This is a genomic window from Flavobacterium sp. R1_16, from assembly GCF_057652095.1.
In genome coordinates this window covers 915,540-929,768 of the sequence record NZ_JBYFCG010000001.1, presented here as the reverse complement: position 1 = coordinate 929,768, position 14,229 = coordinate 915,540, and the positions used below count along the sequence as shown (strand labels likewise).

Annotated in this window: 9 protein-coding genes; 3 read left to right on the top strand and 6 right to left on the bottom strand. The window is 32.5% G+C overall.

Features of this window, described 5'->3' with window-relative positions; all coding sequences use genetic code 11:
• Positions 1–8 precede the first annotated feature (8 nt).
• Entirely contained in the window at positions 9–488 is a 480-nt protein-coding gene (locus AC23L6_RS04035; RefSeq protein WP_487562201.1) for a hypothetical protein, read from the top strand.
• Between the two features lie 84 nt (positions 489–572).
• On the opposite strand, the gene AC23L6_RS04030 is transcribed toward AC23L6_RS04035, so the two are convergent.
• Positions 573–1,433, bottom strand: a complete 861-nt coding sequence (locus tag AC23L6_RS04030; RefSeq protein ID WP_487562202.1) for a hypothetical protein — start codon at positions 1,431–1,433, stop codon at positions 573–575.
• A 172-nt stretch (positions 1,434–1,605) separates the two neighbouring features.
• On the opposite strand from AC23L6_RS04030, the gene AC23L6_RS04025 reads away from it, so the two are divergent.
• A complete protein-coding gene (locus tag AC23L6_RS04025) occupies positions 1,606–3,063 on the top strand; it encodes a CoA-acylating methylmalonate-semialdehyde dehydrogenase (RefSeq protein ID WP_487562203.1) in 1,458 nt (485 codons plus the stop codon).
• Positions 3,064–3,083: 20 nt separating this feature from the next.
• On the top strand, positions 3,084–4,436 hold the full coding sequence (locus tag AC23L6_RS04020) for an aminotransferase class III-fold pyridoxal phosphate-dependent enzyme (protein WP_487562204.1): 1,353 nt from the start codon (positions 3,084–3,086) through the stop codon (positions 4,434–4,436).
• 35 nt (positions 4,437–4,471) lie between these two features.
• Here AC23L6_RS04020 and AC23L6_RS04015 read toward each other — a convergent pair whose 3' ends face one another.
• The 5 genes from AC23L6_RS04015 to AC23L6_RS03995 form a co-directional block, all read right to left on the bottom strand.
• Positions 4,472–6,580, bottom strand: coding sequence for an ATP-binding protein (locus tag AC23L6_RS04015; RefSeq protein WP_487562206.1), 2,109 nt, complete (start codon positions 6,578–6,580; stop codon positions 4,472–4,474).
• A gap of 111 nt (positions 6,581–6,691) precedes the next feature.
• Positions 6,692–8,812: an ATP-binding protein gene (locus tag AC23L6_RS04010; protein WP_487562207.1), complete on the bottom strand. Its 2,121-nt coding sequence runs from the start codon at positions 8,810–8,812 to the stop codon at positions 6,692–6,694.
• Between the two features lie 102 nt (positions 8,813–8,914).
• Positions 8,915–11,119 carry a B12-binding domain-containing radical SAM protein gene (locus AC23L6_RS04005; protein WP_487562209.1) on the bottom strand — a complete coding sequence of 735 codons (2,205 nt, stop codon included), beginning with the start codon at positions 11,117–11,119 and terminating at the stop codon, positions 8,915–8,917.
• A gap of 59 nt (positions 11,120–11,178) precedes the next feature.
• On the bottom strand, positions 11,179–12,462 hold the full coding sequence (locus AC23L6_RS04000; RefSeq protein ID WP_487562210.1) for an MFS transporter: 1,284 nt from the start codon (positions 12,460–12,462) through the stop codon (positions 11,179–11,181).
• Between the two features lie 225 nt (positions 12,463–12,687).
• Positions 12,688–14,229 (bottom strand): acyl-CoA carboxylase subunit beta, encoded by a 1,542-nt coding sequence (locus AC23L6_RS03995; protein WP_487562211.1) that lies wholly within the window; start codon positions 14,227–14,229, stop codon positions 12,688–12,690.

The following is a 14,229-nucleotide window of genomic DNA, read 5'->3' as shown; positions in this document are numbered from 1 at the left end:
AAAAACTCATGAAAAAGATATTAGTATTACTACTATTAACTATTAGCGGACCATTTTTTGGTCAAACAGATGCAATCATCAAACACAACGGCGAAAAGACCGATGTAAACCTTATAAAAATTGAAGATGATTTAGTTTACTATTCCTTACCTGGAAGCGAAGAAGAAAATAAGATTAGTAAATTCGCAATAGCCCAATTGGAAAATAAAGCTAAAAACAACGTTCAAACCATTTCTGAAAAAATTGAAATTTCTGGAAAATCTGATTCTAAAAAGATTGTGGTTTTGAAACCATCAGAAACCTTTGGACTAAAAAAAGCAGGCACCATTAGTCTTTTCCCAGCATTAGCAAAGGGACAACCTGCACCATTAGCAAAAGAATTGGCAGAAAGAAGATTGAAAGAAAAAGCGGCAGCCGATGGTTATTCATTTATTGTTATCGAAGCAAATAATCAAAATGAATTAAGAGCAACCGCATACACCTATTAGACAAACTTACTCTTGCTAATTATTAGTATTAAAACAAAAGGCAGTTATCTCATTGATAACTGCTTTTTGTTTTTAAGATAAATTTTATTCATAAGTCAACGTCAATCCAGCAACCAAAAACTGCTTTCCAAATGGCTCTAAATTATCCAAATCAGAAGCCGCATTGTAGGTATAATTTAACCAAACTGGCATTATAAAATGTTTTCCTAATTCAAAATCTCTAGATAATTTACATCCCAAATTCACAAATGAAGGTTTGTCATAATCGGCATAGGTATAGTACTTTGCCTTATTATTAATCACAAAACCAACCACTGGAGCCAATTGAGTCTTTAAAGGTGCTTCATAGGTGTATCCAAATTCAATGTAAGTGGTGAAATTTTGTTTGCCTTTTTCGTCATTTTCATCTTTATACCTAAAATCATTACCAGCTATTAATGTACTTAATGTAGTCCAAAACGGTAATTTTCTCTCAGAAAAATCAAATAAAAATTGTAAATCTACAGATTGAGAACCGTCGTTACCGAAATTAAAAAAATCATTCGAAACACCTTCTTGCTTGTCAGTTGATGGCCAGTAATAATCTTGTAATGAAACTGTTAAATAATCTGTAGGCGCATAATTGAGAACAAAATCCAACTCTTGATATCCTTTAGAAGCTCTATCTTTATCGTAATATTCTTTTTTAAAATTAGTCGTTGTCCAAAAACCCACAGAAAACTGCTCGCTTAGATTATAATTACCATACAATTGCAAAACAGGATAATCTCCTCCCCACGATTGCCCTCTCCAAATATATCTTGAAGCTAAATCAAGATTCATATCCCAAGTACCCTTGACCGATTCAGGAGAAATACTGTCTTTCGAAACCTCATTATCGAGAACTTGACCTGAAATTATACAAAATTTCAAAGCCATTATTACACTAAATAGTATTTTTCTCATGATTCTTGATTTATTGTTAGATAGTAACACTTGTTTAAAACTAGCGAATATAGCAAAACTATTATTGCATTTAATTTATAAAATTAACATTTCTTTTTTATATTAACTAAAAACATTGTTGCCGTTTTGTAAAATATCGTATATTTGACGTCTCAAAAAAAATATCAAAAATATGAAATTCGAAGAAGTAAAAAACTTTGTAAACGGATCTTTTAAACCAGGAAGTTCCGATAAAACTCATGCTGTAATATCACCACTTGACGGCGAAACATTATCAACATTCAAAGAGTCTACAATGGCTGACTTGAATGAAATTATAGAGCATGCGCAAAAAGCACAAAAAGCTTGGCAAAAAGTAACATTAAAAGAACGTGTTCAAGTATTCTACAGATACAAACAACTGTTAGAAAAAAACAATGTCGAACTAACAGAAATAATTTACCGCGAAAATGGAAAAATTCATGGTGAAGCAAAAGCAGAAATTGACAAAGCTATTGAACTTACTGAATTTGCATGTTCTCTTCCTCAATTTGTAAACGGAGAAAATATGGAAGTAAGTCGTGGAGTATATTGTTCCGCAACAAGACATCCTCTAGGAGTTGTGGCATCGATTGTTCCTTTTAATTTCCCAAGTATGGTTCCTCATTGGACAGTGGTAAATGCTATTGCTCTGGGTAATGCTATGATTCTAAAACCTTCAGAAGCTGTGCCAATTAGCAGTCAATACATAGCTCGTCTTTTGAAAGAAGCTGGTTTACCTGATGGTTTGTTTAATATTGTAAACGGGACTCAGTCAACTGTAGAAAATATTTGTGATCATCCAGATATTAAAGCGGTTACTTTTGTTGGTTCCACCAAAGTTGCCAAAATTGTGTACCAAAGAGCCAGTCATAACTTGAAACAAGTATTGGCTTTAGGTGGAGCAAAAAATCATATCATTTTATTACCTGATGCGCATCCAGATATGGCATCTTCTAATATTGTTGCATCAATGAGCGGATGTGCTGGTCAACGATGTATGGCTGCTGCCACATTACTTGCTGTAGGTGATTGTGATGCTATTTTAGATAAACTAATTGGTGATGCACTAAAAATTCAGTGTGGAACTACACTAGGAGCAGTAATTTCAAAAGCTGCTAAAGAAAGAATTGAAAGCTATATTACAGAAGCAGAACAACAAGGCGCAAAAATTATATTAGACGGTAGAAATACTGTAGTACCTGGAAAAGAAAATGGTTTTTATGTAGGTCCAACCATTATTGATTATGCTACTGCTGATATGCGAGTTGCCAGAGAAGAAATCTTTGGTCCTGTTCTTACTATTGTTCGCGTTAAAACTATCGATGAAGCTCTAGCTATTGAAAATGCAAATCCTTATGGAAACGCTTGTTCAGTATTTACACAAAGTGGTGGCTTAGCAAACTATGTTACCGAAAATGCTTCTGCAGGTATGTGTGGGGTAAATATTGGTGTACCAGTTCCTAGAGAGCCTTTTGGATTTGGTGGATGGAATGAATCTAGATTTGGTTCTGGAGACATTACAGGAAAGAGTTCTATTGGTTTCTTTACAAAAGAAAAGAAAACTACAACCAAATGGAATCCTGAAGCAGGTGTTAATTGGATGAGTTAATATACGTTATTTAAAAAATTATGATAGATACCTTAATTTCAAAGAAAGAGCAAATAATAAATGACAGTAAACAATTTAGTTTATTTTCATGGTCTGCTCAAGCAAGTGTTAACCCAATAGCTATAGAAAGAGCTGAAGGGGTTTATTTATATGACTATGATGGAAATAAAATTATCGACTTTTCTAGTGGATTAATGTCCGTTAATATAGGTCATGGTGATCAACGAGTAACTGATGCTGTTGTTGAACAAATGCAGAAAGTGAGTTTTGTAACTCCAACTTGTACTACAGAAATAAGAGCTAAATTGGCAAAAAAATTGGCTGAGATCTGCCCAGGAGATTTAAACAAGGCTTTCTTTACTTTGTGCGGAACTTCCTCTGTAGATAATGCTATAAAATTAGCTAGATTGTATACTGGAAGACACAAAATTATTGGGAGATACAGAGCATTCCACGGAGGTTCTATTGGTGGAATGTCCGTAGGTGGAGACCCGAGAAAATTAGCGAATGATTCTCAACAAATGCCTAATTCCATTCATTTGGATGATCCGTATTACTTTTTCGGAATGAAAAATTTAGATGAAGCTACAAAACTAAGTCTGAGTTTAGAATATGTTGAAAGAGTTATTCATTTTGAAGGTAAAACCAATATTGCTGCCTTTATTTTTGAAGGAGAAAGTGGTTCGTCAGGCTGTTTGCATTATCCAAAAGGATATTTAAAAGGCGTAAAAGCACTTTGTGAAAAATATGGAATATTGTTCATTGCCGATGAAGTAATGAGTGGTTTTTGTAGAACGGGAAAATGGTTTGGTTTTGAAAATCACGACATAATACCTGATATGGTATGTATGGCAAAAGGATTGACTTCCTCGTATTTACCTCTAGGTTGCTTAATGGTGTCTGATAAAATTGCTGAAAAATTTGAGAATACTCCAATGATGATTGGGCTAACTTATAATGCACATCCTGTAGCAATGGCAGCAGCTTTGGCAGTAATTAACATATACGAAAGCGACAATCTTTTAGAGAATGCCAGAAACATGGGAGCTTACATCGAAACTCGAATTGAAGAGATGAGAAAGCAGCACCCTAGTATGGGAACATTCAGGAACACCGGACTTTTAGGATGTTTAGATGTTTTGAAAAATAAAACAACAGGCGAACTAATTGCTCCCTATAATGCCGCAGGCGATGATTTAAAAGTAACAAATCTTATTGCTGCAAAAGTAAGAGCTTTAGGCTTATACACATTTGTACGTTGGGGTTACATATTTATTGCTCCTCCTTTGATTATCAATAAAGAACAAGTTGACGAGGGATTGGCTATAATTTCTCAAGCATTATGCATAGCTGATGAACATTTAATTCAATAAAAAAAGAGAGGTTAATTACCTCTCTTTTTTTATAACTACTTATTGTTTTTCTTCTGAAATACATCATCAATAATCTCAAATAATCTTTCTCGTTTGATAGGTTTAGTGATATAACCATAAAAACCAGCATTATATATCTTTTCTTCATCCTCACTCGAGGAATAGGCTGTTTGTGCAATTATAATCAATTCAGGACGAATAGCTTTAATTTTTTCTAAGGCTTCAAAACCATTCATAATTGGCATTTTTATATCCATCAGAACCAAATCTATACTTGGATTATTGATACAAATTTCTACTGCTTCAAGTCCATTAACCGCTCTAATAATTTTATAATTCTTAAGCTGCATTATTTTTTGAAACAATAAGAAATTAAGATTATCGTCTTCGGCTATTAATATAGTTCCATCTTCTTCGCCTTTTTTAGTTTTTACACTATTAATTGGCTGAACGATAATTCTTTGTACTTTATCATATTTAAGTGGAATAGAAAATGAAAACACAGAGCCTTTTTCTACTTTAGATTCTAAAGTAATTGTTCCTCCCATCATTTCAACATAAGCTTTTGAAATAGCGAGACCTAAACCTAGTCCTCCAACCTTTATAGACACATCACTTTCAACTCTCTTAAATCGGTCAAATATATGTTTGTGATTGTCTTCATCAATTCCTAGGCCTGTATCTTTGATTTTGAAAATTATTTTTTCATTCTTTTCATCAACTTCGTATCCAAAAGCTACATATCCTTTTTCAGTGAACTTAATTGCGTTATTGACTAGATTTACTAGAACTTGTTTTAATTTTACTTCATCAGTTATGATGTTGTAGGTTACAGGATTTTTAGTTTCTAATAATTTAAAATCAATTTTTTTTGTTTTGGGGATTGTTATTTTTATGGTTTCGAATAACTCGCTAATACAAGATTCTAAATTTATGGTTGCATAATTTGGTTTTATTTGATTAGAATCAATTTTTGACATTTCAATAAGATCGTCTATAATTGACACTAAGTTTCTACCGCTTTTATCAATAACTTTTAAATATTCTAATTTTTCTTCCTCTTTCATTTTAGTATTAATGAGCAAATCTGTAAACCCATTAATCGCGTTCATTGGAGTTCTAATTTCATGAGATAAATTGGCTAAAAAGGAGGCTTTCAACCTATCACCTTCTTCAGCTTTTAATTTGGCTTTTATCAATTCAATCTTTTGATTGTTATTTTCCTCAAAGAGATTTCCAATATAACTAAATTCACCTGTAGTGTGTTTTAATTCTTTTATAGCTTTTTTATTACCTGTTTCAAGAACTCTAGTGATAAGGTCTAGAGGGAAATAAAGCCATTTTCGTGTCAAAAATAAATTGATGACTAAATTGACAACAAAAGCTAAAATTATTAAGTATAAAATAGTAATAGTATTGTCGAAATAAACATCAAAATTTCGCTGGAAAATTAATTTTATTACAGGCTTGTTTTTGTAATCGTCTAAATCAATCGCCGCAAAAATCTTATGATTGCCAATTTCTGTTTCGCTGTAACTTGAGCTAAAATTAATTTCAGAACTGGTTAAATGCTCTAAATCTTTTAAAAAATCTTCGTCTAAAAGTCTTACAACAAAGAAATAACCAAAGGGTTTTGTTTTGTTTTTTAGAGGATCATCAGATGGGTGGATGGAGGCACCAATAACTTCAATTATACCCTCAGGAATTTTCATATAAAACCGTGAGAGCCCACCTTTACTGAGATTTGCAATTGCTTCTTTAGGGATAATATCAACTGATTTTATTTTGGGTGAAGCTGCTCTGATAATAAATTTTTTATCAACGCCATAAGCACCTAAATAATCAGCTTTATAGATATCTAACTCATTACCAATGGTTTCGTTATACCAAACTGTGTCTTTTGTTCTAATAAAATCAACAAACTCATCCCAATTTGTATCGTTGTTAATGGCAACTCGAATTGGTTTTGAATCTAAGACAAATAATTTGTTGACCTCATTATTGAACTGATTTTTAGAATTTGCATATACTTCTTTCTCCACTTTTATAGTATAATAGTAAAGTGCAAAATACAATCCGATGAAAAAAATACTTGAAGAAAAAATTAACAGCAATATTTTTGGATAGGTCTTCTTAATTACCATTTTTTCTGTGAGTCATTTAAAATAAAGTTAAACGAATATAGAATAAAATTTCTGAAAAGCAATAACTTAAAAGTCAATCTAAAAAATTAGAACTATTACAATTTAGAATTGCTATTTTGATTGATTATTTTTTTTGAAAATTTTTTCTAAAAGCTCAAAAATCTTATCCTTATCTAAGGGCTTAGTAATATAATCTGTAAAACCAGCCTGCATGACTCTTTCCTTATCTTCAGATGAAGAATGAGCCGTTTGTGCAACTACAGGAAGGTTTGGTAAAAATACTTTTATTTTTTCAAAAGCACTGTATCCATCCATAACTGGCATTTTAATATCCATGAAAACGAGGTCTATAGCTGGATTAGTAGAACAAATAGTTACCGCCTCTTGACCATTTACAGCCCGTATTGTTGTATAATTTTTTAGTTCGAGAATTTTTTTGAGTAATAAAAAATTGATATTATCATCTTCTGCAATCAAGATGACTTTGTCACTATTTAACTCAAAATCTTCTCGGATTTCCTCTTCAGTTTTCTCAACAACTTTCTCATCATATTGTAATGGAATTGTGAATACAAAGTTAGAACCAACACCAACGGTAGATTCAACTTGTATGGTGCCACCTAACATTTCGATGTATGCCTTGCAAATGGCTAATCCAAGTCCTAAACCACTTAATTCCGCTGAAAAATCATCTTCAATTCTTCTGAAACGATCAAAGATGATGCTGACATTCTTCTTGTCAATCCCAATACCTGAATCTTTTACTGTAAACTCTAAAACTTTCTCTTTATCATTAACCACATATCCAAAACCAACTTTACCATTCTCAGTATATTTTACAGCATTGGTTATTAAGTTTGTGATGATTTGTTTTAGTTTAATTTCATCCGAAAGAATATTACTAGTTGTCGGATTTGGATTATCCAATATATAAAAATCGATTTTCTTTTCTGGTGGAATTGTTACTTTTATAGTAGCATACAAATCTTGAATGCACTTGTTTAAATCAAAACTGACTAATTTAGGAGAAATCTGTTTGGCATCAATTTTAGACATTTCAAGTAAGTCTTCAATAATTGAAACTAGATTTGTTCCACTATTTCGTATGATTTTCAAATATTCTGACTTATCTTCCTCGCTAAGTTTTGAGTCATTCAACAAGTCACTAAAACCAATAATGGCGTTCATTGGAGTTCGTATCTCATGAGATAAATTAGCTAAAAAAGAAGATTTAAGTTTATCACTTTCTTCGGCTTTTTGTTTTGAAATTATTAATTGTTTTTTTTGATTGTTATTTTCTTCAAAAAGATTTCCTATGTAACCAAACTCTCCAGGGGCTTTCTTTAAATCATCAATTGAGTCCTCACTTCCTGTTTCAAGAATATTTGTAATCGTTTTAAGTGGTGAATACATCCATCTTTTAGCATAATGCAAATAGAGTATTAAATTAAATATAAAAGCAATTACAATTATTGATAATATCTTCTTTGTACTTTTAAAATCTAGATTAAATGGTCTCTCAAAAAGTAATTTTGAAACTACTTCCCCATTCCAGTTTTTTAAATTTAGTTCAGATGTTATAACCTCATCCTCATCAATTAAATCAGATTTGCTGTCATTTACTAATTTAATTTTGGAACTACTAATTTTCTGAAGATTGTGAAAATAGTTTTTGTCCAAAAGCCTTGCCATAATAAAATATCCTGAAGGCTTGAATTTATTTTTTTGAGGATCATCAGACGGATGAATTGTAGCTCCAAAAACTTCCACAACACCATCAGGAATCCTCATATAAAACCTTATGAATTTTGATTTGTATAGCTTACTAAATACTTGTCCAGGTATAAAATTAGACGAAGAGATTTCTGGAGTGGAAGTCTTTACAATAAATTGATTGTTAACATCATATACACTAACGTAATTAACTTCGTAGGATTTAAATTCTTCATTGATGAATTGGTTGTACCAACTAATATCTTTCGTTTTAGCAAAATTATATAACCCATCCCAGTATGTGACATCATTTATTGTTTCCGAATGTGTTTTTGAATTGAGTTCAAACAAAGTTGATATTTCGCTATCAAATTGCTCACTTGTAGTTATGTAAACTTCTTTTTCTTGTTGAATAGTGTATAAATAAAGGGATAGATATAATAAGAAAAAAAGCAAACTAGTTCCAATAATCAAAAATAACAGTTTGGAATATATTTTAAGATTGAAAGGTTTATTCATAAATTTGAGGTAGAATTCACAAAAAATTATAATTTGTCATAAATATAAAATAATTTTTCAATGAAATTATACTTTTTCATGAAAACAATGTACTATTTAGATTTATAGCACAACCAATAATCCAAAATCTCTTAAAGTAAATAGTGGTTTTGAATACCAAAAAATCTCAAAATCCTGAAAATCCTGCTCAAAATCCAATTTAATTTCTTGAAAGGTTACTTTTTTCGAATTGTAGACGGATACTTTTTCAAGTATTTTAACCAGCCATTCGCCTTCTTTTTTGGCTAACTGAATGTTAAAACTTTCTTTTTTATCATGAAAAACCAATTTTGTCATTTCCCAAGAGCTTCCCTTTTTGGATTTTGTAAAAAATTCAATAGTAGGCATTCCTCCTAACCAAACTATTTTTGCATTTGGCTTTATATTGAAACCTACTTCTTCTTGTAAAGCGTTATGAATAAAATCCTGAGGAATTTTCGTTTTCGGAATTTTAAAGTCAAACCAATCTTGCAATTCATAATCAAAACAAATCCCGTGCATGAAATTGAATAAAGATTTCTTTAATCCAAAACTAAACTTATCATGATTAATTCCTGTTTTATCCTTATAATTAATATCATTGTTAGCAAAAGTACCTATTGATTTTGTCTCTTTACTAACACCAAATTCCTCTGGATACATACCTACTGGACTGTGAGCCGTCATTGCAAATTGATGCCAAAAACCCGATTGTAAAATACCAATCTCAAACATTTGCCTTACCATTTCTAAACTATCAATAGTCTCCTGAATGGTTTGTGTGGGATATCCATACATCAAATAGGCATGAACCATAATTCCTGCTTCGGTAAAATTACGTGTTACTTTTGCTACTTGTTCAACGGTTACTCCCTTGTCTATTAATTTTAATAATCGATCAGAGGCGACTTCCAAACCTCCAGAAACAGCTATGCAACCTGATCTCTTTAGCAGTAAACATAAATCTTTAGAAAAACTTTTCTCAAATCGAATGTTCGTCCACCAAGTCACCACCACTTTTCTCCTAATAATTTCTAATGCTAGTTCACGCATCAAAGCTGGTGGAGCGGCTTCATCTACAAAATGAAATCCAGTTTCTCTAGTTTGAGTAATCAACTCCTCCATCCTATCGACCAAAAGCTTAGCCGCAATGGGTTCGTAGACTCTTATATAATCTAACGAAATATCACAAAACGTACATTTTCCCCAATAACAACCATGTGCCATAGTCAATTTATTCCAACGTCCATCACTCCACATGCGATGCATTGGATTGATAATTTCGATAACTGAAATGTATTGATCTAAAAGTAAATCCGAATAATCTGGGGTTCCTACTTCCGATTGTTTGTAATCTTTAGATGTTGAATTATCGATATATTGAACTTCATTATTGACTACAATAAAAGTGCGTTTCAAATTTTCTAACGAACGTTTTCCCTCCAAATGCTCCACTAAATGTTCTATTGGAGCTTCACCATCATCCAAAGTAATAAAATCAAAAAACTCAAAAACTCTAATCTCCGAAAGCGAACGCAATTCTGTATTAGGAAAACCCCCACCCATAGCAATTTTGATGTGAGGATAATGTCTCTTTACGTATTGAGCCGAACGAAAAGCACTATACAAATTTCCTGGAAAAGGAACGGATATCAAAAACAAATTGGGCTGAATTGTTTCTAATTTAGTTGCCAAAATAGTAAGCAACAACTCATCAATATAAGTTGGTTTACCTTGTAAGGCTTCATATAATTCGTCAAACGAATTAGCGCTCCTACCTAATCGCTCTGCATAGCGGCTAAAACCAAAATTTTCATCAATACATTCTACAATAAAATCGGAAATATCTTCAAGATATAAAGTCGCAAGATGTTTGGCCTTATCTTGCATTCCCATAGCGCCAAAAGCCCAATCCATTTCTTCCAATTGTTCAAATCGAGAAGCCTCTGGAAGAAAATCACCACTACAAATTTGAAGTGCCAGCGTTGGATTTTTTCCTTGCAAAAAAGCAATAACCGAATCGATAGTTTTGATATATTCGTTTTGTAAAGCAAAAATTCTATTTGAATTATCTGAAAGTACTTCAACATCTAACCTGAAACTTGAAACTTCAAACATTTTTATTAAACCTTCTTTCGAAAATAATTTCAAAATCACTTCAATACCCAAATCTGCCTGAACCGATTCTATATTTTTAGTGTTTAAAAACCCCTTGATATAGGCAGTCGCTGGATAAGGTGTATTCAGTTGGGTAAACGGAGGCGCTATTAGGAAGATTTTAGTTTTCAAAAGGAAATTGTTTGTATAAAAGTAAGATTATTTACTTTAACTGAATTTTATTAATATTACTAAAACTGATGTGTTTTTCTCGTAATTATTAAAAGTGATACAAAAGTCAATACCGCAGCTCCAGACAAATAGAACCCAATATAAGATATACCATAATTTTTAGCCAACCAAATAGCAATCATTGGAGCAAATGCAGCACCTATAATACCCGCTAAATTAAAGGTCATTGAAGCTCCAGTATATCGAACTTCAGTAGGGAATAATTCTGATAAAAAAGTGCCAAGAGGTCCATAAGTTAACCCCATTAATGTCATTCCTAAACATGAAAAAATAGTAATCAAACTAGCACTTTCTGAATTATAAAAGAAAGAAAAGAACAAACCAAAAACAATAATTGAAATAGATATCAACAATAATATCAATCTTCGTCCATAACGATCCGCTAATAGTGCCGAAACGGGTATGGCAATCATAAAAAACAAAACAGAAAAAAGCTGAATGATTAAAAAGTCTCTTCTGATAAAACCTAATTCAGTTGTAGCCCAACTTAATGTAAAAACGGTCATTAGATAAAACAATACAAACGTAGTTACTGCCGCCAAAGTTCCAAAAATAAGTTCTTTTTGATAGGATTTTAATACCGTAAGTAATGGTATTTTCATTTGTTTCTTAGTTTCCACAGATTCGACAAAAGAAGGCGTTTCGGTAATTTTTAACCGAATATAAAATCCTACTAGAACCAATATAGCACTGGATACAAAAGGAATTCTCCACCCAAAATCAAAAAAACTTTCTTCCGATAACGTATCGCTCAATACTAAGAAAGTTCCTCCAGATAATAGCAAACCTAATGGTGCTCCTAATTGAGGAAACATACCATACCAAGCTCTTTTATGAGGCGGTGCATTTTCGATGGCCAATAATACAGCTCCACCCCATTCTCCTCCTAATCCCAAGCCTTGTCCAAATCTAAATAGCATTAAAAATAAAGGTGCAATAACTCCAATGCTCGAATATGTAGGCAATAAACCAATACAAACTGTTGAAATTCCCATGGTTAACAGAGCCACAACCAAAGTGGCTTTCCTTCCAATCTTATCACCATAATGTCCAAAAAAAGCAGAACCTAATGGTCTTGCAAAAAAAGCAATTGAAAATGTAGCTAACGATTCTAATATAGAGGTGGTTGGGTCTGAACCAGGAAAAAACAATTGTGGAAAAACCAATACGGCTGCATTGGCGTAAATATAAAAATCAAAAAACTCAATGGTGGTTCCTATTAAACTGCCAAAAAGAACGTGTTTCAAAGAATTAACTTTATTTGTATTTGCTGATTCGTTCATTTTATCTTTGCTTTTTATTTTTGATAAAATTGAACTTATTTTTTGAAAATAACAAATTTTAGTAGGCTTTTGGAATATAGTAAAGAGAACCAACACATATTTCACAAATTTACACAGATAATTAAAATCCGATATAATTTTGAAAATCTGTGTTTGTATTTCTAGTTTAAATACAATTTCGCTAAAAAGTGAAACCTATCAGAGTTACGATGATTCGAACCAAATTTAAAGCGGAATATTTCCGTGTTTTCTGTTTGGAGTCGCCACAACTTTATTTTCTAACATGCTAAAAGCTTTTATTAATTTTTTACGAGTATCTTGAGGCAGTATTACCTCATCAATAAAGCCTCGCTGAGCGGCAGTATATGGATTGGCAAATAAATCGGAGTACACTGCTTCTTTTTCTAACAGTTTAGCTTCATGGTCTTCTGCTTCGCTAATTTCTTTTTTGAAGATAATCTCTGAAGCTCCCTTTGCTCCCATAACCGCAATTTCGGCAGTTGGCCAAGCAAAATTCATGTCGGCACCAATATGCTTAGAATTCATTACATCATAAGCACCTCCGTAGGCTTTACGAGTAATTACAGTTACTTTAGGAACGGTAGCTTCGCTTAAAGCATAGAGTAATTTGGCTCCATGAACAATAATTCCGTTCCATTCTTGGTCAGTTCCAGGTAGAAAGCCTGGAACATCAACTAACACTAATAATGGGATATTGAAACAATCACAAAAACGGGTAAATCGAGCAGCTTTTATCGAACTTTTTACATCTAAGCAACCTGCTAAAAACATGGGGTTATTGGCTACGACACCTATACTTCTACCTGCAATTCTAGCAAAACCAACGATAATGTTTTCAGCAAAATCCTTATGAATTTCAAAAAAGGAATCTTCGTCTATAATTCCTTTAATCACTTCGTGCATGTCATAGGGTTTATTGGTATTATCAGGAACAATATCTGATAATTGCTCTCTAATTTCATCGCCTAAAACATAAGGAACTTTTGGAGTCAATTCTTTATTATTCTGAGGGATATATGACAACAATCGTTTGATATCTTCCATGCACGCAACCCCGTTTGGAGAAGTGGTATGAGCAACCCCTGATTTAGTAGAATGTGTAACAGCTCCACCCAATTCCTCAGAGGTAACTTCTTCATTAGTTACTGTTTTTACGACATTGGGTCCCGTTACAAACATGTAACTATTATTTTCAACCATCATCGTAAAATCGGTCATGGCTGGGGAATATACCGCACCACCAGCACAAGGTCCCATAATTGCAGAAATTTGTGGTATGACACCACTAGCTTGAACATTTCTATAAAAAATATCAGCATAACCACCAAGTGAACGAACTCCTTCTTGAATTCGAGCTCCGCCAGAATCATTTAATCCAATCATGGGTGCGCCTACTTTTACTGCCATATCCATTACTTTACAGATTTTTTCAGCATGGGTTTCAGAAAGTGCTCCCCCAAAAACAGTAAAATCTTGAGCAAAAACATATACTAATCGACCGTTTATAGTTCCATAACCAGTAATTACTCCGTCACCGTAATAAATTTCTTTTTCCATACCAAAATCAGTTGTTCGATGTGTAACCAACATTCCAATCTCTTCAAAAGAGCCTTCATCCATTAGATATTCGATACGTTCTCTGGCGGTGAGTTTTTTCTTTTCGTGCTGTTTTTCAATACGTTTTTGACCTCCACCTAATTTGGCTGAGGCTATTTTATCATTTAATATTTTAATTTTAGATTCCAT